Source organism: Corynebacterium sp. UBA4397 (genome assembly GCF_002390965.1).
Lineage (GTDB): Bacteria > Actinomycetota > Actinomycetes > Mycobacteriales > Mycobacteriaceae > Corynebacterium > Corynebacterium flavescens.
In genome coordinates this window covers 1-21,720 of the sequence record NZ_DGRD01000039.1, presented here as the reverse complement: position 1 = coordinate 21,720, position 21,720 = coordinate 1, and the positions used below count along the sequence as shown (strand labels likewise).

The following is a 21,720-nucleotide window of genomic DNA, read 5'->3' as shown; positions in this document are numbered from 1 at the left end:
CAAAGGCGCACCACCGGCGTGGAGTTTCCTCGGCGTGGGGAGCGCTAAAGTATCTGGTATGACTGCGCGCACTTGTTCTGACATTTTGGTCGAGCCACTGCCGGGTACGGCCAAGCAGGAGAAGGTTTATGTCCTTTTTGAATGGCCGGGCGGATGGTCGCGTGATGTACTCGATGGGGATACCTTTGGGCCCGAGCTCACACGCCTGCTCAAGGAAAAGCTGGCCGGGCACGCCGGGCTGCAACTCATCCGGCGCCCCGGCCGCAAGGGGCACCAAGTAGGCAACATGCACCGCTGCTACCTCGTGTGGGCCCAATCGGCGCGCATGGAGATGCTCCTGCTTACTGGTCCGGAGAAGATCGTGGAGCTCGATCTCACAGGACCAGGCCGCAACGGCGGAGGCAGCATCGACTCCCCGCTGGTGCTCGTGTGCACGCACGGCCGCCGCGACGTGTGCTGCGCGGTCAAAGGGAGGCCACTAGCCGCGGGGCTGGTGGAGGACTTCCCCGAGCTGATCTGGGAGTCCTCGCACACCAAGGGCCACCGTTTCGCACCCTCTGTGCTCTTGATGCCGTGGGGATACTCCTTTGGCCGGCTCAATCTCGAGGTGGGACGTGCGATGGTGCGCGCCGCCGCCACAGGTGAGTACTTCTATCCCTCCAACCGCGGGCGAGGCATCTATGATGCGCGAGGGCAGGTAGCGGAGCTGGCCATCGCTCGCCGCCTTATCGAGGCCGGTGAGAAGGTGCACTATGGGGATCTGAGCGCCCTCGACAAGCATGTGGTGCATGTTGACGGGCGCGAGTGGGACGTTGATATGGAGCAGAAAGAGGTCTCCGGCATCGTCTCCTCCTGTGGGGACGAGCCGAAGACCTCGCGGGTGTGGGTCGCGGTTTAGCGGCGCATGATCTTGGCCGAGAGCCAGTTGCCAAAGAACTGGGCGGCCTGGACCAAGACAATGATGATGAGCGTGGCCACCACGGTGACCTGCCACTCGAAGGCGCGGTAGCCGTAGACAATGGCGAAGTCACCCAAGCCGCCGCCGCCGACGTAGCCGGCCATCGCCGACATATCCACGACACCGATAAACAGGAAGGTGTAGCCCAGCACCAGCGGGCCCAAGGCCTCGGGGACGATCACCGAGGTGATGATCTTCCACGGGCTCGCCCCCATGGCGCGCGCCGCCTCGATAACGCCCGGATCGATGGAGACTAGGTTCTGCTCGACGATACGCGCCACCGCGAAGGTCGCAGCGATGACCATGACAAAGGTGGCAGGGCCGCGGCCGATGGACCCACCCATCACCGCGACGGTCAGCGGCTGCACAAAGGCGAGCAAGATGATAAACGGGATCGGGCGAACGAAGTTCACAGCCACGTTGATCAAGAGGTAAATGAGCTTGTTTTGCAGAATCCCGCCAGGGCGGGTGGTGTAGAGCAAGATGCCGAGGAAGAGCCCGAGCAGGCCCGCGACCACCATGGTGACGCTGACCATGATGAGGGTGTCCTTGACAGCCTCGAGGAGGGTATCGCCGAGGCGGTCCCAGTTTGCTTCCGCCAGGTAGGTGACGTTCATCGTTGAATCTCCTCGATGTCGGTGGTGCGCTGGAGGGTTGCGTAGAACTCTTCGATGGCCGCCTGTGAGCCGCTAAGGCGCACGGTGACCTTGCCAAAGGAGTGCTGCTGCAAGGTGGTAATGCCACCGTGCACGATTGAGATGGATACCCCGGCTGCCTCGAGGCGCGAAGTGGCGGCGAAGAAGCCGGAGTTCTCGGTGAGATTGACGGTAAATAGGCGCCCCTCGTGCGCAAGGAGATCATCTGCCTCAATGACGTCGGGGGTATTGCGCAGCGAGGTGGCGACGAACTTCTCCGCCACTGCGGTCTGGGGATGGGAAAAGACCTCGTAGACACTGCCGTGCTCGACCACGCGGCCATCCTCCATCACGGCCACGTGATCGGCGATGGAACGGACCACCTCCATCTCGTGGGTGATCACCACGATGGTGATGCCGAGTTCCTTGTTGACGCGCCGTAGCAGGTTGAGCACCTCGTAGGTCGTCGTCGGATCGAGAGCGGAGGTGGCCTCATCCGCCAAGAGCAAAGAAGGGTTGACCGCCAGCGCACGAGCGATGCCGACGCGCTGCTTCTGTCCTCCGGAGAGCTGCTCCGGATAGTTAGAGCCCTTATCTCCTAGGCCGACGAACTCTAAGAGCTCCGCCACACGCTTCTTGCGCAAGGCCTTGGGCACCCCGGCCAGCTGCAGGGGGTATTCGATGTTGCCCGCCGCGGTGCGAGAGTGAAAGAGGTTGAACTGCTGGAAGATCATGCCAATGTTGCGGCGGGTGCCGCGCAGCTTGGACTCGGGCAGGCCCACGATATTCTGCCCGTCGAGCAGCAGCTGCCCGGAGGTAGGGGTATCGAGCCCGTTGATCATGCGGACCAGGGTGGATTTGCCGGCGCCAGAGTAACCGATGATGCCGGTGATATCGCCGGATTCGACGGTTAAAGTGACATCGTCAAGCGCTTTGGTTTCGGTCTTTTTGTTCTTGAAGACCTTGGTAATGTTGCGGAACTCAACCCGCGTACCTTTGTTGTGCGTCACGTGAGGTCTTTCCTTGCTAAGTGATGAGGCGGTGTAAGTGATGACTAGCCGCCCTAATAATCTAACCCCGCCGGGGAAAATGCGCCGGCGGGGTAGAGAGGTTTACTTGGATGCTTCTTCCTCGAGGCGGTCCAGGATTTGCTGGAGTTCCGCCTGGGGCTTGTCGACGAAGATGGTGGTTCCACCAGTGGTCTTCTGCACGGCTGCCTTTACCTCATCGGAAAGATAGAGCTCGGCTAGGCGCTTGACCTTGGGGTTGTCCTTGTCCTTTTCCTGCACCGCCCACACATTGATGTAGGGCTCGAACATGACCTCCGGGTTGGCGCCGGGGGAATCAGGCTCGTCGTACAAAATGGCCTGGGAGGGATCGATATTGGCGCGCTCAAAGAAGGAGTTCGTGATGACCGCGGGCTTGCCTTCGCCATAGGCGGAGGGGGTCTGAGCGGCGTCGACAGGCGTGACCGAGACCTTGGAGGCTCCCTCGTCGATATCGGCCGGGGTGGGGGTCAAAAGGTCATCCTCTTTGAGCTTGAGCAGTCCTTGCGAGGCCAAGAGGTTAAGGGAGCGTGCCTGGTTGGTCGGGTCATTGGGAATGGCGACCTGTTGGCCTTCGATGCCGTCGAGGGAATCGTGGTCCTTCCAAAACAGCGGCATGGGGTAGATCTGGGTGGAAGCCACAGGCACTAGGTTGGTGCCGTTGCCCACGTTGTATTCCGATAAGAACTTCAGGTGCTGGAACTTATTGGTATCCGTATCGCCCTCAGCGAGGGACTGATTCGGCGTGGCATAGTCCGTGAAGTTGCGCATCTCTATCTCGATGCCCTCCTTCTTTGCGAGATCTTCCAAGACCTGCCACTCGGGCAGCTCGGCATCGGTGGTACCGATGACGATGGGGCGATCCTCGCCCGCGGTCTCGTTAGTGGAAGAAGCAGAAGAGCAGGCGCTGAGGCTGCCGGCGGCCACAACCGCGGCTACAACTGCGGCCACGGGGGAGATGATTCGGCGGAGGTACATCGTTTCCTTAAAGGTCGGTGGGGGTGGAGGCTAGCTTTGTTCTTGGACGCGCTCGAGGATGGTCTGCAGTTCCTCAGGGGTGCGCTCGACGGGCACGGAGGTTCCCTTGGAATCCTCGGCCACGGCGTCCTGCACGGGCTGGGTGTGCCAGACCTCGGCGAGCTTCTTAAGATCCTCACGGTCGGCGTCTGCGGCGCGGACGACGAAGGCGTTGATGTAGGGCTCTGCTTCCTTGGAGTTCGGATCATCTTGGAAGATGGAGGTCGTGGGATCGATGCCGGCGCGATCCAGGAAAGAGTTGTTGATGACGGCGGGCTTGCCCTCGCCATAAGCAGCGGGGGTCTGGGCCGCGTCGACCGGGGTGACCTTGACCTTGGAGGCAGCCTCGTCAATATCGGGCAGGCCTGGGGTGATGAGACCTTCTTCCTTGAGGGTGACCAGTCCGGCCTGCACGAGGACGTTGATGGCGCGGCCCTGGTTGGTGGCGTCGTTGGGGATGGCTATTTCTTGGCCTTCGATGCCGTCGAGGGAGTCGTGGTCCTTCCAGAAGAGGGCGAGCGGGACGATCTCGGTGGCGACGATGGGCACGAGGTCGGTGCCGTTGCCCTTGTTGTACTTGGCCAAGAACTTCAGGTGCTGGAAGTTATTGGTATCGATCTCCCCTTGGTCAAGCGCCTGGTTGGGGGTGTTGTAATCGGAGAAGTTTTGGATCTTGATATCGAAACCCTCCTTCTTAGCCTCGTCTTCGAAGGCCGCCCAGGCCTTCTTGGAGGCGTCGGTGGTGCCGATAGTGATGGGGCCATTGCTGGCGCTGTCCCCGGAAGAATCAGAGGAGCAGGCGGCGAGGCCGGTGGCGGCGATGACGCTGACAGAGGCGGCGGCAAGGATGCGACGAAGACACATGGTGGTGATAATCCAATCTTTAACTTGCGGGTGTTACTTGAGGGCTTTAATTACGAGAAACTGCGGAAGAAGATTCCTTCTCGGCGAATGAAAAGAAACCTACCAAACATTGAACCGCTTTGTCTATATGGGCGCGGCGTGTCTTGATGGTTGTATAGAACTTAAGTTCGATATTAGGATACGTGCCATGAGGTTTAACGGAGGAAGGGCCCTGTCGTGGTCGCGTATCGAGCGCATCCTTTCCGGGCGTGAGGAGCCGACGCCGGTTCCGGTGAATCACCTGCTGCGGGGGGATGTGCCCTCGCCCCAGTGGCGGGTTAAGGTGCCTTTTGCCGAGCTGCATGCCGTGTCCTCCTATAGTTTCTTGCACGGAGCCTCCGAGCCGGAGGCTATGGTGGCGCGGGCTGTGGAGCTGGGACTATCCGGGCTGGCTGTCGTGGACAGGGATGGTTTTTATGGGCTGATGAAGTTCGTGGAAGCTGCAGCAAGGGCTGGCCTTCCGGTGGTCTACGGGGCCGAGCTATCACTAGATCCGGCTCCTTTGACGGTGCTGGCGCGCAGCCCGGAGGGCTATCGCCGTCTCTCGCGGCTCATCTCGCAGGCGCGTATGGACGCCGGCCAGAAAGGCGAGGTGCGCTATCCGCCCCTAGGGGAGATCGCCGCGCGTCTGCAGGATCATTGTATCTTCCTTGTGGGCTGGGAATGGTTGGATAAAATCGATCATCTTATCGAACGAATAAAAATAGACAGCATAGTACTTGAGTACGTGTACGCCATGCTTCCGGAGGACGCGGATCATCACGCCGCGCTCGATCGCATCAACAATATGCGGGCCATTGCCACCGCCCGCCCCGCCGCGGCGACGCGGGAGGACGCCCGCCTCGCCGCCGCCAAACAAGCCCTTGCCCGCCGCCGCTGCCTCGAGGAGGAACAGCCCGATGCGCATCCGATGGGCGCGGGATGGTTGCGCTCAGGAGAACAGATGCACCGTATCTTTGCGCACCGCCCCGCACTGGTGGAGGAGACCGTCGCGGTTCTTGGCCAGTGCTCTTTTGATTGGGATGCGCTCGCGCCCAACCTGCCCAACTTCCGCGTCCCGGAAGGGCACACGGAGATGACCTGGCTAGAGCGCTTGGTCTGGGAGCGCGCGCAGGAGCGCTATGCCTCACGCCCGGGCGAGATTAAGGAGAAAGCGTGGGCGCAGATTAGCCACGAGCTAAAGGTGATAGAGCAGCTGGACTTTCCCGGATACTTCCTCATCGTGTGTGACCTGGTGGATTTTTGCAAAAGCACCAATATTTTATGCCAGGGCAGGGGCTCTGCGGCCAACTCGGTGGTCTGCTTTTGCCTCGGCATCACCAACGCCGAGCCCATCTCCGCGCAGTTGCTCTTCGAGCGTTTTCTCTCCCCGGAGCGCGAGGGCCCGCCTGATATCGACATCGACATCGAATCGGGGCGGCGCGAGGAGGTTATCCAGTACGTCTATCGCCAATACGGAAGGGACCGAGCAGCGCAGGTGGCCAACGTCATCAGCTATCGCCGCAAGGGGGCCACGCGGGACGCAGCCAGGGCCTTGGGATACCCGCAAGGCGCCGCAGATTCCTGGGCGAAGGGAATCTCACAGCCGCCGGAGCGCGTGGAGCAGCTGGCGCAGAAGTTTCTGGGACAGCCGCGGCACCTGGGTATCCATTCCGGGGGCATGGTCCTGTGCGATCGCCCCATCGCCGACGTGGTTCCGGTCGAGTGGGCGCGCATGGAGGCGCGCTCGGTGCTGCAATGGGACAAGGACGATTGTGCCGCCGCAGGCCTGGTCAAGTTCGATCTGCTGGGCCTGGGGATGCTCGAGGCGCTGCATCACATGGTCGATATCGTGCGGGAGAGCACCGGCCGCACTGTGCGCCTCTGGGAGCTTGATCTCAGCGAAAAGCCGGTCTATGACATGCTCTGTCGCGCCGATGCGGTGGGAGTATTCCAGGTGGAATCGCGCGCGCAGCTCTCCACGCTGCCGCGCCTGCGGCCGCAGTGCTTCTTCGATCTCGTCGTGGAGGTGGCGCTCATCCGCCCCGGGCCCATCCAGGGCGGCTCTGTGCATCCTTACCTGCGGCGGCGCAACGGGCAGGAGGAAATAACCTATGACCACCCGGTCCTGGAAAAGTCTTTGGCGCGCACCCTGGGCATCCCCCTGTTCCAGGAGCAACTGATGCAGGTGGCGGTCGACGCCGCAGGCTTTTCCGGGGCTCAGGCAGATGACCTGCGCCGCGCCATGGGCTCCAAGCGCTCTCCGGCGCGCATGGCGGCGCTGCGCCAGCGCTTCTATACGGGCTTGGAGGCAACCAACGGCATCACCGGCGAGGTGGCGGACAAACTATGGAATAAGGTCGTCGCCTTCGCCGCCTATGGCTTTCCGGAGTCGCACTCGCAGTCTTTTGCCTCGCTGGTCTATTTCTCCGCCTGGTTCAAGTACCACTACCCGGCGCAGTTTTGCGTCGGGCTGCTGCGCGCCCAGCCCATGGGTTTCTATTCGCCGCAGTCCCTCATCCAGGACGCCCGGCGCCACGGAGCCGAGGTTCTTCCCGTCAGCGTTAATGCCTCCGGTGTGCAGTCGGGGATGGAGGATGCGGCCATTCGCCTTGGCCTCATTCTGGTCAAGGGGCTGGGGGAGAAGGCTGCGGCGCGCATTGCGGCGCATGCGCCCTTTAAGGACGTCGCGGATCTCTCGCGCCGGGCGGATCTCGGCGTTGATCACGTCGAGGCACTGGCGGCGGCGGGGGCGCTGGAGTGTCTGGGAATGAGTCGTCGCCAAGCGCTGTGGCAGGCAGGGGTGGCCGCCACCGAGCGCGAGGGGATGCTGCCGGGGTTATCCGCCATCGCCCCGCCCGCCCTGCCCGGGATGTCGGCCTTCGAGCTCATGGCCGCGGATGTGGCGGCGGTGGGCGTTACCCACGACCGCCAGCCCATGGAGTTGCTGCGTGTTGCGCTTGGCGAAGCCGGCATCCTCACCGCCGCCCAACTGCGCCAAGCCCCGGATGGTTCGCGCGTGCGCCTAGCCGGAATCATTACCCACCGCCAGCGCCCGCAGACCGCCTCCGGCCTGACCTTTTTGGGCATGGAGGATGAGACGGGCCTTATCAACGTCATGGTCTCGGTGGGTCTGTGGAACAGGCAGAAGGTCCTCGCGCGCACCTCGCAGGCTCTTATCGTGCGCGGCATCGTCCAGAATGCCACGGGGGCCACGAGCGTGGTCGCCGATAAGCTTGAGCCGCTGGAGATGGGCTCGTGGTTCTCCCGCGGCTCCCGTGACTTCCGCTAAGGATTCCTCTCACAGCCGGTTGCTAGGATTTCCTTATGAGTTCACTTCCCCCCGCAGGTATGCATCCGGTCTCTCCGAAGCTGGTGACCGCGCGCTACATCGTCCACTTGGGCTGGACTACTCTTCTCGTCATCGTCGCAGCGGTGGTGGGCTACCTGTGGACCCCGTGGGCCTATTGGGGGTTGGCGGTCTGTGCCGTGTGGGCGTGTTACCTGCTCTGGCTGATCCCGGCCCAGGTGGGCACGATGGCCTGGCTGGAGGGCGAGGACGAGCTGCTCATCACGCGCGGGAAGCTGTGGCATACCTTCACGGTGGTTCCCTACGGGCGCATCCAATTCGTCGACGTCTCCGCCGGCCCCATCGAGCGCTGGCTGGGGATCAGGCAGGTGCAGCTGCACACGGCCTCCGCAGGCACGGATGCCACCATCAAGGGCCTGCCTGCCGCGACTGCCGACGCCCTGCGCGAACGCTTGGCGGACAAGGCACGCGAGAGGATGAGCGGCCTGTGAGCAAGCATCTTCAGGCGAGCGATGTCGCGCCCGTGGACGATGCGGGTTTCCGGCGCGTGCATCGTCTCACCCCGCTGCTGAGGTTCTGGTCCCTCATCCTGGCGCTCATCGCCATATTAATAGTCAACGTCAACGCAGAGATGCTGAGCAACCTCGTCGCTTTCGCCCGGGGCGAGCATCGCGCCGAGGCGCTTAGGGGTACCGCAATAGCGGCGGTGGCTTTTGTCCTTGTGTGCCTGGCCATCTGGTTTCTTTCCGCTCTGTGGTGGCGTCGTCTGGGATTTCGCCTGGATGAGGAGGAGATTGCGCTGCGCCGCGGGCTCATCTCCACGCAGCTGCGTTCCGCGCGCTATGACCGCACGCAGGCGGTTGATGTCGTCGAATCGGTTATCGCGCGCATCTTCGGTCTGGCCGCGGTGCGCGTGGAGACGGCCGGCGGCGCAAACTCGGTCATCGAGATCGCCTACCTGAAGAAGGCGGAGGCCGAAAAGCTGCGCGCGGAAATCCTGGGCCAGGTCCGGCGCGAGGGTAGGGAGGTTGCGCCGGAGCGAGCTGTAGTTGTTGAACCCACCGTCGCGCCAGAAGGGCTAAGCGTCATCCCCGAGATCCCTATCCGGCGCTCGCTGGTGGCCGCAGCACTCCACCCGGGCACGGTGCTGGCGGTGGTGTCGGTGGCGGCGACGGTTCTTGCGCCCATACCCAATTCCGCGGCCCTGCCCGTCGTGGTGGGATTTCTGCCCAAGGTGTGGGAGCTTATCGATTCCTCCTGGCGCTACTGCGCTTTCCTCGACCGCGACGCCCACGGCAACCAGGTGCTCAACATCTCCTATGGGCTGGCAGACAGGCGGCGCCAGTCCATTCGCTTTGAGCGGATTCACGGGGTGCGGGTGGCCCAGCCGTGGATGTGGCGGCTTTTCGGCTGGTACCAGGTGCAGGTCTCCATCGCGGGTTATGGGGCCACCGCAGGAAAGGGCTCGGGATCAACGCGAATCCTGCCCGTGGGATCGCGCGAGCACGCCCTTGCCCTCTTCGAGTTGGTCGGGCCACTAGATGCCGCAGAAATCACGGAGTATGCGTTGCCGGAGGGCGCCACGCGGCCCACCTTTAACTCCCCGCGGCGAGCGTGGTGGGCCTCCCCGGTGGATCGCGCGCAGCAGGCAGTGACCCTGCTGGGGGATGCCACCGTGACCCACGCCGGGCGCCTCACGCGCCGGGTGATGGCGATAGAGAACTCGCACATCCAGGAGCTGACCTATCAGGCCGGCCCCGTTGATCAGCTATGCAACCTGGCCTCCGTGCGCCTCGAGCTGGTGGGAGGGCCGGTGCGGATGCGGGGCAGCAACCTTGCCCCAGATGATGCCGCAGAGCTGATCGGCCGGCTGCGCGCCCGCCAACTGCCGGCGCCGGACAAGCCCATGGACTAATCCGCGGCGATATCGTCTCCCCAGCTGGCAATGCGCCGCAGGGACTGGCGGTTCTTTAACTCGGAGCGACCCAGCTTGCGCGAGAGATGCTCGAGGATCTCAATGGCCTCGCCGATGTGCGGGCCCTTGTTGAGCATGACGCACTCCGAGCGCAGGGCGTAGCCTGCATCGGTGATTTCCGCGCGCGAGGGGATGCCCTTCTTGGCCAAGTTCTCGAGGATTTGGGTGCCCATGATGACCGGAATATGCGCGGCCTCGGCCATGCGCATAATAAGACGCGGGACCTCCGCCATGCGCTCGAATCCCAGCTCCACGGCCAGATCTCCGCGGGCAATCATGATGCCGAAGTGGCGGTGCCGCATCCCGGCCAAAAGGACAGCGGCCAAGTGCTCATAGGCTGGCTCGGTCTCAATCTTGAGCACGATGCCGAGGTCGCGGATACGCTCGGCGTTGTCTGGATCGGCCCGGGCGATGTCCTCTAAGGCTTGGAGCGCAAAGTCCACGTCGGCGGGCGTGCGGATGAAAGAAATCGCCGCTATGTCGGCATGATGGGCCACGAAGTCGAAGGCGGCGAGGTCCTCGACGGAAAGGCTCGGCAGCGGGATATGCGTATCGGGCAGGTTTATGCCCTTGTGGGCCGCCAGCTTCGTGCCCTCGAGCCCGGCGCGGGTGACCTCGAGCAGGGCTTGGGTATCGTCTCCCTCGGCGCGCAGAGAACGGACGACGGCGGCGATCGAACCGTCGTCGAAAAGCACGCGGTGGCCCACCCGCAGCACCGCCACGGCCTCCGGGGCGGTGCAGCCCAAGATGGCAGGACCAGCGGAAGGCAGGACGGCGGGCTCCTGGGTGGTGCTTAATATCAGCTCATCGCCGGGGTGGAGCAGGAGCGAGCGCTCTATCGGGGCGATGCCGGTGACACGCGTGCGGAAGCCCTCGTGATTGAGCAGGGTGCGCTCCCCGATGTAGGCGTTGCGCTGGCCTAGGGCAATCACCAGGCCATCCTCAACAACCTCGGAGACGATGAAGCGCCGCCGGGAATTGCGCACATCCACCAAGGTTATCGCGGAGCCAGGGCGCAGCTGCGCGTGCCAGTGCGGATCGACCTCGATGCTCACGCCGGGGCGGCCGGGGCCTAAGGGAGGCGGCGCGACCGGGTGGCCGGCAGGGGAGAGGTAGAGCTTGGCCGGGGTGATGATCTCGCCCCACTTCTGTCTGGTCACCCGCGCGCGGGCGACGGCCGGCCCGGGCGGGAAATCGCCGGTGCGCACCTTTGGTCCGGCCAGGTCCATCGACACCAGGATTTCACGCCCCACTTGCGCTGCAGCCGCGTGGACGTTCTCTATCATTTGGGCCCATACCTCGGGCCCGTCATGCGCGCAGTTGATGCGGGCTATCTCCATGCCGGCTTGGGCGAAACCGAGCACCAGCGCCGGATCCTGGGCGGCTTCCGCGGGCAGGGTCACCATGATGCGCGAGTGCGTGTCTTCGGCCGTTGGCCCCAGAAGCTCGGTGGAATGCGCATCGAGGATGTCATCCGCCGTGGCGAAGGCCGAGGCAATCGGTTCAAGGGGATAGGTTAGCGCTGTGCCTTCGAAGGCGTCGAGCACGTTGCGCGCCGCATGCAGCCGGGCGAGCACGGCGGGTTCCACGTTTGACAGCCGGGTAATTCCCAGCGCGGAGAGCCCCGTTTGCAGCTTGGCGACGTCTCGTTGGCGCAGTAGCGCATAATGCAACAGGTTGCGCGCGCCAGTGCGATGGGTGGGGTGTACCGCCTCGATGAGTGGGGCGTGGGCGGAATCGGAGGCTTCGAGCTCAGAGATGAGCTCATTTATCCAGGGGGTAAGTTGGCGGGAGAGTTCGGGCACGGCGGCTTCAGGCTCCTTCTTCAGGATTACGCAGTTTGGAAACAAGTGTGCCCGAGTGTGCGCCTGTCCGCAGCGCGAAGCCTAGACCCCGCCCGCGAAGCCGAGCTGGCGCCAGGCCTCAAAGACTGCGGTGGAGGCGCAGTTGGAGAGGTTCATCGAGCGCCGCGCCGGGACCATGGGGATGCGTACCTCGTCGGTGACGCGCGGGTGCTTGCGGTGCTCGGCGGGCAGGCCGGTGGGCTCGGTGCCGAAGAGCAGCACGTCGCCCTCGCGGTAGTCTACGTCGGTGAACCAGCGCGCGGCCTGTGTAGTAAAGGCGAAGACGCGGCTGCCGGGCAGGGCCTGCATGCAGGAGTCGAAGTCGGGGTGAATCTGCACGTCAGCAAGGTCGTGGTAGTCCAGCCCAGCACGCTTGAGGTGCTTGTCGGAGAAGTCGAAGCCCAGAGGTTCGATGAGGTGGAGCGTTGCTCCCGTGACCGCGGCGGTGCGGATGGCGTTGCCGGTATTGGTGGGGATCACGGGATTATCGAAGACGATGTGCAGCTGGCTCATAGTGCTCAGTCTAGGATGGTGGGCATGACCGCTACCAAACTAGATGGCAAACTGTACCGAGATGAGATTTTTGAGGACCTGGCCACCCGGGTCGCCGCGCTGAAAGAAAAGGGCATTGTTCCCGGCCTAGCCACCGTTTTGGTCGGTGATGACCCCGGTTCCCACTCTTATGTCAAGATGAAGCACCGCGATTGTGAGCAGCTAGGAATCAACTCCATTCGCCGCGACTTGCCCGCTGATGTCACGCAGGAAGAGCTTGAAAGAGTCATCGCGGAGCTCAATGAGGATCCCGCGTGCACCGGCTACATCGTGCAGCTGCCGCTTCCCGCTCATCTTGATGAAAACCGCGTCCTTGCCCTCATCGACCCGGACAAGGACGCCGATGGTCTCCACCCGGTTAACCTGGGCAAGCTGGTGCTCAATGAGCAGGCCCCGCTGCCGTGTACTCCCAATGGTGCCATTCACCTGCTGCGTCGCTTCGGGGTGGAGCTTGACGGGGCGAAGGTGGTCGTCATCGGGCGCGGAGTCACTGTCGGCCGCCCCATCGGCCTGCTGCTGACTAGGCGCAGCGAGAATTCCACCGTCACCCTCTGCCACACCGGCACGAAGGACTTGGCAGCAGAGACTCTCGCTGCCGATATCATCGTCGCGGCGGCAGGCAAGGCACATATGCTCACCGCCGATATGGTCAAGCCCGGTGCCGCCGTCCTCGACGTCGGAGTATCGCGCGTCGACGGCAAGCTGGCTGGGGATGTCGCGCCCGACGTATGGGAGAAAGCAGGGTTCATCTCCCCTAACCCCGGCGGGGTAGGGCCGCTGACTCGCGCCTTCTTGGTGAGCAATATCGTCGAGCGCGCGGAGGCGCAGGCCTAATGAGCCAGGCGCTCTCGCTGGATAACCCGCACGATCGAGGCCTCGCCCCCTCCCGGCTGCCAGGCGCCGTGCAGTGGGCGATGATCGGGCTGTTCATCGCGGGGGTCGCCGTCTCCGGCGTTTTTGCTTTTTCTGAGCACTGGCGCCGAGCCACCGTGGTGTTGGGGGCATCGCTCCTGTGGCTTTCCCTCGTACGCTTGAGCTGCGATTCACAGCGCGTGGGTGTGCTGGCGGTACGCTCGCGGCGTTTTGACGCCTTCTTCACCGCAGTCCTCGGGGCGGCGATGACCTTCCTGGCCGCCTCGGTCGACGCACTCGGCAGCTAGCTACTTACCTGGGCTCTGCGCGAGGTGAAGGAAGTTTCGCAGGATGCGGTCCATCTGGCGCGCCTCTGCGAGGAAGGCGTCGTGGCCCACGGGGGAGACCACCTTCGCCATCGCCAGCAGGTTGCCGAGGTTGCGCGAGAGGTGTTCTTGCTGGTGATAAGGGTAGAGGATGTCTGTGTCTACCCCCACAACCATGGTGGGTACGTGCGAGGACCCTAGTGCCTTATTAAGCCCGCCTCGGCCACGCCCGATGTCGTGGCGGTTGAGCGCCTCGGTAAGGACCACATAAGAGCCGGCGTCGAACCTTTGGGCCAACTTTGCGCCCTGATAGTCCAGGTAGGAGTTGACGGCGAAACGCTGCTGGGGGCTGCGGAAAGCCCCGAGCGGGTTTTCTCCCTCTTGGGCTTGGGAGCCAAAGCGCTCATCAATTTCTTGTTCCCCGCGGTAGGTCAGGTGGGCTATGCGCCTGGCTGCCGCTAACCCCTCCAGCGGGGCTGCATCCGTGGCGTAATAGTCCCCTCCCTGCCAGAAGGGGTCTCTTTCGATGGCTGAAATCTGCGCCGACTGGATGCCTATCTGCCAGCCCGAGGCACGGGCGGAAACGGCGATGGCGCAGGCCGCGTCGAGGAAGTCTGGGTGCATGAGGCTCCACTCCAAGGTGCGAGCCCCGCCCATTGAACCGCCGATGATGGCATGCACATGCTCGATGCCTAAAGCCCGCAGGGCTGCGCGCTCCGCCTCGACGAGGTCGCGGATGGACAGCGCGGGAAAGCGCGAGCCCCATACGCCGCTGCTCGGGTGCGGGGAGGAAGGTCCCGTGGAGCCGCGGCACCCGCCCAAGGCATTGGTGGCGATGATGCACCAGCGGTCGGTGTCCAGCGCCCGGCCTGGGCCGATGAGCTCCGCCCACCAGTCCGGGACATTCGAATCACCCGTCAACGCATGCTCGACCACGATGACATTGTTGCTGCCCCTGCCTTCTCCGGCGAAGGCACCGAAGCGCTGATAAGCAATCTCTGCGCCAGGGATGGCCGCGCCCGCCTCGGTATGGAAAGTACCGATGGACACCTTTTCAAGCGTTCCCTCGGCAGCGAGTGCGGGCGAGTGTTGATTCACAGTGGGTGTTTCTTTCGTGGACGACGTCGGTACCTAGATGGCAGCGAAACCTGCCTCAAGATCAGCAATAATATCGCGGATGTCCTCGATGCCGACCGACAGGCGGATAGTAGATTGCTTGATTCCAGCCACGCGCAGACCTTCCTCATCCGATTGGGAGTGGGTGGTGGTGGCCGGGTGCACCACGAGCGAGCGCGTATCGCCGATGTTGGCGAGGTTGGAGTGCAGGCGCAGGGCGTCGATAAACGCCCAGGCCTCGTCCTTGCCGCCGACGATATCGAAGGAGAGCACCGAGCCCGTGTAGGCGTAGCCCAGCTCCTCCTTGAGAGCCTTGTACGGCGAAGAGTCCAAGCCGGCGTAGTGCACCGCCGCCACCTTGGGGTGGCCATCGAGGTACTCGGCGACCTGCTGGGCGTTGGCATTGTGCTTTTCGACGCGCAGCTGCAGCGTCTCAATCCCCTGCAGCGTCAGCCAGGCATTAAACGGGGACATTGCCGCACCGGTATCGCGCAGTATACCCACACGGGCTTTCGTGGCAAAGGGAGGGATGTCCAGCTCGGCGAAGGTCAGCCCGTGATAAGAAGCCTCCGGGGTGACGAAGTAGGGAAAGACCGGGCTGCCATTTCGCTCGACGGTCCAGTCAAAGGATCCGCCGTCCACGATGGCGCCTCCGATGACGGAGCCGCTTCCTGAGTAGAACTTCGTGGTAGACAAGACGACGATGTCGGCGCCGAGCTCGAGCGGGCGGGCCAGAGCGGCGGTGGCGATCGTGTTATCGACGATGAGAGGCACCTGATTATCGTGTGCGACCTGCGCTATGGCAGGGATGTTGAGGATATCGGCGGCTGGGTTGCCAAACGTCTCGCCGTAGAAGGCCTTGGTGTTGTCTTGCACCGCTGCGGCCCAGGAGCCGGGATCATCCGGATCGTCGACGAGTGTGACATCGATGCCCAGGCGCTGCAGGGTCACCGTGAAGAGGTTAGCGGTGCCGCCGTAGAGACGAGGGGAGGTGACGATGTGGTCCCCGGCGGAAGCCAGGGTGAGGATCGCTGCGGTCTCAGCGGCTTGGCCGGAGGCGAAGGCCACGGCTGCGGCCCCGCCCTCTAGGGCGGCAAGGCGGGTTTCTAGCGCCTCAGTCGTGGGGTTGGTAATGCGGGTATAAATCGGACCGGCATTTGCGAGACCGAAGCGATCGGCTGCGTGTTGCGCGGAGTCGAAGACGTAGGAGGTGGTCTGGTAGATGGGCACGTTGCGGGCGTTGATCGTCCCGTCGAGGTTCTGCCCGGCGTGAACCGCGCGGGTGGCGAAGGACCACTTCGCGGAAGAAGAATTATCGTATTTCGTAGTCATGAGACCCCAGGCTAGACCAAGCTGTATGCCGTGTCTATTCTCGCAGGGAAAACCACAGGGAAGGTGATGAATGTAAATAGACAAAGCGTTATGGCTGGGTGCTGTTGCTGGCGTGCGCGAGCACTTTCAGCGCGCCGGCTAGCTGTGCATCGTCGAGGTGCCCGAAGCCTATAACCACGCCGTTGGGAGCGGTGTGGCCTCCCCAATAGTCCGCCAAAGCGGTCAAGCCAACCCGGCTACGGGCTGCACGTGCAACGACTTCGGCGGCTGGTCGCTGACACAACAAGACCGCGTGTAGTCCTCCATGGATGGGGAGAAGTTCCACGCCCTCGACGTCGGAGAAGGCGTCGATGACGAGGTTGCGGCGGCTTCGATAAGCGCGGCGCATCTTTCCCGTATGGCGGCGCAGCGCACCGCTGGCCATGAAGGAGGCCAGTGCGGTCTGCGTGATGAGGCTGACCGGCTGCCCAAAGAGCTCGCGCTGCGCGGAAAGGCCGGCCACGAGGCGGGGAGGGCAGACGAGGAAACCGCAGGCAATCCCGGGGGAGAGAACCGAAGAAAAGGTTCCGAGCAGGACCGTGCGTTCCGGGGCCAGCGACGCCAACGCGGGTAAGGGTTGGCCGAGGTAGCGCAGCTCTGAATCGAAATCATCCTCGATGATCCAACTGCTCTGACTGCGGGCCCACTCCACTACCTCGGTGCGCCGCGCCGCCGACAGCGACTCGCCGTAGGGATACTGGTGGCTGGGGGTGAGGACGAGGGCGTCGACTGGCGTGGGGGGAACCGTGACGCCCTCCGAGTCGGTGGGAACCTCGACGAGCGTATGGCCCAAGGCCGACGGGATGCGGCGCAGGCTGGGATAGCCGGGCGACTCGACGCCAATGCGCAACGGGCCTGGTCCCGCTATGTGCCGCAGGAAGAGCGTGAGCCCTTCGCGCGCGCCGGCGGTGACGATAATCCGCTCTGTCTCCACGGCGAGCCCGCGCATGTGGCGCAGGTGGGCCGCTATCTCGCGGCGCAACGCCTCCAGCCCCACGGAGGGGGCAGTGCCTAGCGCATGGGCGGCGGCCTCGCGCCACGCCGCGCGCCACTGCGGTGTGACAATCCCGCGCGAATCGGGAAGTCCCGGTGTTAGCTCAATGAGTGGGGGGCGGGGTGCAGGGGAGGGTGCGGGCGCAGGCGATGGCTGTGCGATGGGCTTGAGGAGGGGATTGATGCGTGTTCGCGAACCCGTCGTGGCCACGAGGTATCCTTCCGCGGTGAGCTGGTCGAAGGCCGTGACCACACTGCCGCGCGAGATGCCCAGCGAGGCTGCGAGCGCGCGCGAGGACTCGATGGTCTCTCCAGGAAGGAGGGCTCCTGCGGCTACCAGCTCGCGAACTGCGGCCGCGATTTGCACAGGCAGCGGGCGCGGATCCTGCGGATCGAGTGTGAGGTTCATGCCTGCCATCCTAAGTGGTCTAATCCAATTGCTGAGAATTGGACCTTGTATTGGACCGCTGTGCGCGCTTGTATAGACGACATGACACGTAAAACTAATAATTCGGGACAGCCCTCCGGGGACGCCACCTTCGCCACCACTCGCGTCAAGCGCGGCCTGGCCGACATGCTCAAGGGCGGCGTCATCATGGACGTCGTCACCGCAGAGCAGGCCAAGATCGCGGAAGACGCTGGTGCGGCCGCGGTTATGGCTTTGGAACGGGTCCCGGCCGATATTCGTGCCCAGGGTGGCGTGGCGCGCATGTCCGATCCGGATCTCATCGAGGGCATCGTCGACGCCGTGTCCATCCCGGTCATGGCCAAGGCCCGCATCGGTCACTTCGTCGAGGCCCAGATCCTCGCGGAACTAGGCGTGGATTTCATCGACGAATCGGAGGTTCTCTCCCCGGCGGACTACACCAACCACATCAACAAGTGGGACTTCGAGGTGCCTTTCGTCTGCGGCGCGACCAACCTGGGCGAGGCCCTGCGGCGTATCACCGAGGGCGCGGCGATGATCCGCTCCAAGGGCGAGGCCGGCACGGGAGACGTCTCCGAGGCCGTCAAGCACCTGCGCACCATTCGGGGCGAGATTGCCCGCCTGCGCAATCTCGATCGCGACGAGCTCTTCGTCGCAGCGAAGGAGCTGCAAGCGCCCTATGACCTCGTGCACGAGGTGGCGGAGACCGGCGCGCTTCCGGTCGTGCTCTTCGTCGCGGGTGGTGTCGCCACGCCAGCCGACGCCGCCCTCGTCCGCCAGATGGGCGCCCAGGGCGTCTTCGTTGGCTCCGGGATTTTCAAGTCCGGCAACCCTGCGGCACGTGCGGCCGCCATCGTCCAGGCCGCCACGCTCTACGATCAGCCCGCACAGCTGGCCCGAGTCTCGCGTCACCTGGGCGAGGCTATGGTAGGCATCAACGTTGCCGACGTGCCCGCCCCGCACCGCCTGGCAGAGCGCGGCTGGTGATTGGCGTACTGGCGCTGCAGGGAGGCGTCGAGGAGCACTGCGACATCCTGTCCTTACTTGGCGCGCAGGTGCGCCGCGTGCGCCTGCCGCAGGATCTGGAGGGCCTCGATGCGATGGTGTTGCCGGGCGGGGAATCGAGCGTCGTCGATAAGCTGGCCCGTGCTTTCGGCCTAGCCCAGCCCCTAGCCGCTGCGATCACTGCGGGGCTGCCCACCTTGGCCACGTGCGCCGGGCTCATCTACTGTGCGAAGCGTCTTGACAATCCGGCCCCAGGCCAGCGCACCCTCGGGGTGCTCGACGTGACAGTGCGGCGTAATGCCTTTGGCAACCAGCGCTTTTCGAGCGAGCGTCTTGTCCGCGTCGACGGCGTTGAGGTTGAGGCGAGCTTCATCCGCGCGCCTATCGTCACTCAGGCCGGCGCCGGAGTCGAGGTCATCGCGCGCAGCGCAGATGCGCAGGGGCGCCCCGTTATCGTTGGCGTGCGCCAGGGCAATATCACCGCGTTGAGCTTCCATCCGGAAGAAAACGGCGAGGCCGGCCTGCATCGCGCGTGGATGGACTCGTTTCGGGGGTAGTGGTGCGCGTCCGGGGTACGGGCGATAGTGACCTGCGCTACTTTTAAGGGCGGACGCAAACACGCGAGCGAAAGGACACACCCCACGTGACGACACCGCCTAATGACCAAGTCCGCGCAGACATTCGCTTTCTCGGCCGAGTACTTGGCCAGGTCATCGCGCAACAGGAGGGCCAGGAGGTCTTCGAGCTGGTGGAATCGACCCGCGTGCTCGCCTTCGAGGTGGCGCGCGGCAACGCCCGCGCCGAGGACCTCGTCGCCATCTTCCGCGACCTAGACATCTCCAAGGTCAATCTAGTTGCCCGCGCCTTCAGCTACTTCGCCCTGCTGAGCAACCTGGCCGAGGACCTCGAGGATGAAGCGGTCCCCGCAGCCGTCTCCCTGCGCACGACCTTTGCCAAGCTGCGCGAATCCTCGATCACCCCGGCGCAGGCGGCGGAGGTCATCCGTGACGCTCAGGTTGCCCCGGTGCTGACGGCCCATCCCACGGAGACGCGGCGTCGGACGGTATTTGATACCCAGACCCGGATCAAACAGCTGCTGCGCCACAGTCACACGGCCGCAGATAATACGGACATCGAACGCGAGCTCTACCTGCGCATGACGCTGTTGTGGCAGACGGCGCTCATTCGCGTTACTCGGCCCACGCTCGAGGACGAGGTCGACGTCGGATTGCGCTATTACAAGCTCTCGCTCCTCGAAGAGATCCCGGCGATCAACCGCGATATTCGGCGGGGAATGCACGAAGTCTTTGGGCTTTCGCTTCCCGAAGCCCCCGTGGTCCGCCCCGGCTCCTGGATCGGCGGAGACCACGACGGCAACCCCTTCGTCACGGCGGAAACCCTAACTTATGCCACGCGCCGCGCGGCGCTGACCGTGCTGCGCTATTACCAGCGTGAGCTGGCGGCCCTCGAGCGTGAACTGAGCTTGTCGGATCGCTATTCTTCCTGCTCGGGCGAGCTTCTAACTCTTGCGGAGGCAAGTGAAAATGACGCGAAGTCCCGCGTGGATGAGCCCTATCGCCGTGCGGTTTTCGGAGTCCGGCACCGTGTCGAGGCCAAGCTCGCAGTCTTGGAGGATAAAGCGCCCGAATCCGAGCCCTACGGCGAACCTGCTCAGCTGCGCTATGACCTCGACATCATCGACCGCTCCTTGCGCCAGCACAACGACGCTGTGATCGCCGACGACCGCCTCGCGCGCCTGCGCTCTGCGCTGTCTACCTTCGGCTTCCACCTCTACACCCTTGACCTGCGGCAGAACTCTGAGTCTTTTGAGAAGGTGCTGAGCGAGCTCTTCCGCCGCGCCGGACGCTGCGAGGACTATGCCGCGCTGGCGGAGGAGGACAAGATTGACATCCTCGTCGCGGAGCTGGCCACGCCGCGGCCACTGCTCTTTCCCGGGGTGGAGGGCCTGAGCGCGGATACGGAGAAGGAGCTAGGCATCTTCCGAGCCGCCGCGCGTGCCGTCGCTGATTTCGGTCCGCAGTCCATCTCCCATTGCATAATTTCTATGACTGGCGCGGTTAGTGATGTCCTCGAGCCGATGATCCTGCTCAAGGAAGTCGGGCTGGACCACCTCGGCATGGTTCCTTTGTTTGAGACCATCGATGATCTTAAGGCAGGCGCTGACATTTTGGAGCAGCTGTGGCAAGTCCCGGCCTACCGTGCGCATTTGCGTTCTTGTGGCGACGTGCAGGAGGTGATGCTGGGGTACTCCGATTCCAACAAAGATGGCGGCTATCTGCAGGCCAACTGGGCGCTTTACGACGCCGAACTTGCCCTCGTCGACGTATGCCAGCGCCACGGCGTCGAACTGCGCCTCGCCCACGGGCGCGGCGGCGCAGTAGGAAGGGGCGGCGGACCGACCTATGATGCCATCCTGGCTCAGCCCCAAGGCGCGGTTAATGGCTCGGTGCGCATCACTGAGCAAGGCGAGGTGATTTCCGCGAAGTACGGCTCCCCGGAGACTGCACGCCGCCACCTCGAAGCCTTTGTCTCCGGGGTGCTTGAAGCCTCGTTGCTCGACACCGAACCCATCGCTGACCCTGAGCGTGCCTATGCCACGATGCGAGAACTATCCACTCTTTCGGGACAGAAGTATCGCGAGCTGCTTGAGGATCCCGGCTTCATCGAGTACTTCACGGAATCGACGCCGCTGCATGAAATCGGAGACCTCAACTTGGGCTCGCGCCCAGCCGCCCGCAAGCAGACGAGCGCAATATCTGACCTACGCGCCATTCCGTGGGTGCTGTCGTGGTCTCAATCCCGGACAAACCTGCCGGGCTGGTTCGGCGTCGGAAGTGCGGTGCGCGAATGGGTGGACGGCGGAAGCGAGCTGGAGCGCTGGGAGGAGCTGCGCGAGCTTTATCTTTCCTGGCCCTTCTTCCGCAGCGTCTTTTCCAACATGGCGCAGGTCATGGCGAAGGCGGAGATGTCTTTGGCTCGCCTTTACGCGGACTTGGTCGAGGATCAGGAGGTAGCCAGGCGCATTTATGGCATCATCGCGGAGGAGTTTGAGCGCACGCGTGAGGTTTATCAGGAGGTCACGGGCAATGCGGACCTCGTGTCTGAAAACCAGCGCCAAGCTCGCTCTTTGCGCAGGCGCTATCCCTACTTGCTTCCCCTTAACGCGGTGCAGCTGGAGCTTTTGCGCCGCTATCGCGCAGGGGATGACTCCTTCCTCGTTTCCAAAACCATCCAGGTTACGATGAATGGCCTTGCTACCGCACTGCGGAGTTCTGGCTAGGCGGCCCAGCTGTGGATAACCGGGGCGGTGCGGGTGAGTTATCCACAGTTCTCCGCCTTGGTGCGGGTTGGGGATTGTCGCGGCGGTGGGCGGTGGCTTAGCGTGGCGGT

General features: G+C 63.7%; 18 protein-coding genes. 9 read left to right on the top strand and 9 right to left on the bottom strand.

The annotated features are described in order from the left end of the window. Positions 1-58: 58 nt before the first annotated feature. Positions 59-898 (top strand): sucrase ferredoxin, encoded by an 840-nt coding sequence (locus tag B2696_RS08725; protein WP_286955021.1) that lies wholly within the window; start codon positions 59-61, stop codon positions 896-898. On the opposite strand, the gene B2696_RS08720 is transcribed toward B2696_RS08725, so the two are convergent. The 4 genes from B2696_RS08720 to B2696_RS08705 are packed head-to-tail and all read right to left on the bottom strand — an operon-like array spanning position 895 to position 4,520. Further along, positions 895-1,575 carry a methionine ABC transporter permease gene (locus tag B2696_RS08720; RefSeq protein WP_286955020.1) on the bottom strand — a complete coding sequence of 227 codons (681 nt, stop codon included), beginning with the start codon at positions 1,573-1,575 and terminating at the stop codon, positions 895-897. The two genes, B2696_RS08725 and B2696_RS08720, sit on opposite strands and share 4 nt — an antisense overlap. Beyond that, a complete protein-coding gene (locus B2696_RS08715) occupies positions 1,572-2,645 on the bottom strand; it encodes a methionine ABC transporter ATP-binding protein (protein ID WP_286955030.1) in 1,074 nt (357 codons plus the stop codon). The genes B2696_RS08720 and B2696_RS08715 overlap by 4 nt, the downstream gene beginning before the upstream one ends. Positions 2,646-2,705: 60 nt before the next feature. Continuing rightward, on the bottom strand, positions 2,706-3,617 hold the full coding sequence (locus tag B2696_RS08710) for a MetQ/NlpA family ABC transporter substrate-binding protein (RefSeq protein ID WP_286955019.1): 912 nt from the start codon (positions 3,615-3,617) through the stop codon (positions 2,706-2,708). A gap of 30 nt (positions 3,618-3,647) precedes the next feature. Further along, on the bottom strand, positions 3,648-4,520 hold the full coding sequence (locus B2696_RS08705) for a MetQ/NlpA family ABC transporter substrate-binding protein (RefSeq protein WP_286955018.1): 873 nt from the start codon (positions 4,518-4,520) through the stop codon (positions 3,648-3,650). Between the two features lie 187 nt (positions 4,521-4,707). On the opposite strand from B2696_RS08705, the gene B2696_RS08700 reads away from it, so the two are divergent. From B2696_RS08700 to B2696_RS08690, 3 genes are read left to right on the top strand one after another with little or no spacing between them, the layout of a single operon-like run. Next, positions 4,708-7,830, top strand: a complete 3,123-nt coding sequence (locus B2696_RS08700) for an error-prone DNA polymerase (protein WP_286955017.1) — start codon at positions 4,708-4,710, stop codon at positions 7,828-7,830. A gap of 59 nt (positions 7,831-7,889) precedes the next feature. Continuing rightward, complete coding sequence (locus tag B2696_RS08695; protein WP_286955029.1) at positions 7,890-8,339, top strand: PH domain-containing protein; 450 nt, start codon at positions 7,890-7,892, stop codon at positions 8,337-8,339. Continuing rightward, positions 8,336-9,763, top strand: coding sequence for a PH domain-containing protein (locus B2696_RS08690; protein WP_286955016.1), 1,428 nt, complete (start codon positions 8,336-8,338; stop codon positions 9,761-9,763). The genes B2696_RS08695 and B2696_RS08690 overlap by 4 nt, the downstream gene beginning before the upstream one ends. On the opposite strand, the gene B2696_RS08685 is transcribed toward B2696_RS08690, so the two are convergent. Then, entirely contained in the window at positions 9,760-11,628 is a 1,869-nt protein-coding gene (locus B2696_RS08685) for a pyruvate kinase (protein ID WP_286955015.1), read from the bottom strand. The genes B2696_RS08690 and B2696_RS08685 overlap by 4 nt on opposite strands. 81 nt (positions 11,629-11,709) lie before the next feature. Beyond that, positions 11,710-12,180 (bottom strand): tRNA (cytidine(34)-2'-O)-methyltransferase, encoded by a 471-nt coding sequence (locus B2696_RS08680; RefSeq protein WP_075729204.1) that lies wholly within the window; start codon positions 12,178-12,180, stop codon positions 11,710-11,712. A 24-nt stretch (positions 12,181-12,204) separates the two neighbouring features. On the opposite strand from B2696_RS08680, the gene B2696_RS08675 reads away from it, so the two are divergent. Continuing rightward, on the top strand, positions 12,205-13,053 hold the full coding sequence (locus B2696_RS08675; protein ID WP_286955014.1) for a bifunctional methylenetetrahydrofolate dehydrogenase/methenyltetrahydrofolate cyclohydrolase: 849 nt from the start codon (positions 12,205-12,207) through the stop codon (positions 13,051-13,053). Beyond that, positions 13,053-13,379 carry a DUF3017 domain-containing protein gene (locus B2696_RS08670; RefSeq protein ID WP_286955013.1) on the top strand — a complete coding sequence of 109 codons (327 nt, stop codon included), beginning with the start codon at positions 13,053-13,055 and terminating at the stop codon, positions 13,377-13,379. Before B2696_RS08675 ends, B2696_RS08670 begins: the two co-directional genes overlap by 1 nt. Here the strand turns inward: B2696_RS08670 and metX are convergent, their stop codons facing one another. The 3 genes from metX to B2696_RS08655 all read right to left on the bottom strand — a co-directional run bounded on the left by metX (position 13,380) and on the right by B2696_RS08655 (position 17,286). Then, a complete protein-coding gene (metX, locus tag B2696_RS08665; RefSeq protein WP_286955012.1) occupies positions 13,380-14,495 on the bottom strand; it encodes a homoserine O-acetyltransferase MetX in 1,116 nt (371 codons plus the stop codon). 33 nt (positions 14,496-14,528) lie between these two features. Further along, positions 14,529-15,845 (bottom strand): O-acetylhomoserine/O-acetylserine sulfhydrylase, encoded by a 1,317-nt coding sequence (locus B2696_RS08660; protein ID WP_286955011.1) that lies wholly within the window; start codon positions 15,843-15,845, stop codon positions 14,529-14,531. 88 nt (positions 15,846-15,933) lie between these two features. Next, a complete protein-coding gene (locus tag B2696_RS08655) occupies positions 15,934-17,286 on the bottom strand; it encodes a PLP-dependent aminotransferase family protein (protein ID WP_286955010.1) in 1,353 nt (450 codons plus the stop codon). 81 nt (positions 17,287-17,367) lie between these two features. Here B2696_RS08655 and pdxS point away from each other — a divergent pair, with 81 nt between their 5' ends. From pdxS to ppc, 3 genes are all read left to right on the top strand, one after another. After that, entirely contained in the window at positions 17,368-18,291 is a 924-nt protein-coding gene (pdxS, locus tag B2696_RS08650; protein WP_276623231.1) for a pyridoxal 5'-phosphate synthase lyase subunit PdxS, read from the top strand. Further along, complete coding sequence (gene pdxT, locus B2696_RS08645; protein ID WP_276623236.1) at positions 18,285-18,866, top strand: pyridoxal 5'-phosphate synthase glutaminase subunit PdxT; 582 nt, start codon at positions 18,285-18,287, stop codon at positions 18,864-18,866. The genes pdxS and pdxT overlap by 7 nt, the downstream gene beginning before the upstream one ends. Before the next feature lie 86 nt (positions 18,867-18,952). Then, entirely contained in the window at positions 18,953-21,610 is a 2,658-nt protein-coding gene (gene ppc, locus B2696_RS08640; RefSeq protein ID WP_286955009.1) for a phosphoenolpyruvate carboxylase, read from the top strand. Positions 21,611-21,720: the final 110 nt, after the last annotated feature.

Coding starts and splice junctions, on each gene's coding strand:
- B2696_RS08710 (WP_286955019.1), bottom strand. CDS start 3,617: ATGTACCTCCGCCGAATCATCTCCCCCGTGGCCGCAGTTGTAGCCGCG.
- B2696_RS08725 (WP_286955021.1), top strand. CDS start 59: ATGACTGCGCGCACTTGTTCTGACATTTTGGTCGAGCCACTGCCGGGT.
- pdxS (WP_276623231.1), top strand. CDS start 17,368: ATGACACGTAAAACTAATAATTCGGGACAGCCCTCCGGGGACGCCACC.
- B2696_RS08680 (WP_075729204.1), bottom strand. CDS start 12,180: ATGAGCCAGCTGCACATCGTCTTCGATAATCCCGTGATCCCCACCAAT.
- B2696_RS08675 (WP_286955014.1), top strand. CDS start 12,205: ATGACCGCTACCAAACTAGATGGCAAACTGTACCGAGATGAGATTTTT.
- B2696_RS08670 (WP_286955013.1), top strand. CDS start 13,053: ATGAGCCAGGCGCTCTCGCTGGATAACCCGCACGATCGAGGCCTCGCC.
- B2696_RS08695 (WP_286955029.1), top strand. CDS start 7,890: ATGCATCCGGTCTCTCCGAAGCTGGTGACCGCGCGCTACATCGTCCAC.
- B2696_RS08720 (WP_286955020.1), bottom strand. CDS start 1,575: ATGAACGTCACCTACCTGGCGGAAGCAAACTGGGACCGCCTCGGCGAT.
- B2696_RS08700 (WP_286955017.1), top strand. CDS start 4,708: ATGAGGTTTAACGGAGGAAGGGCCCTGTCGTGGTCGCGTATCGAGCGC.
- B2696_RS08705 (WP_286955018.1), bottom strand. CDS start 4,520: ATGTGTCTTCGTCGCATCCTTGCCGCCGCCTCTGTCAGCGTCATCGCC.
- B2696_RS08655 (WP_286955010.1), bottom strand. CDS start 17,286: ATGAACCTCACACTCGATCCGCAGGATCCGCGCCCGCTGCCTGTGCAA.
- B2696_RS08660 (WP_286955011.1), bottom strand. CDS start 15,845: ATGACTACGAAATACGATAATTCTTCTTCCGCGAAGTGGTCCTTCGCC.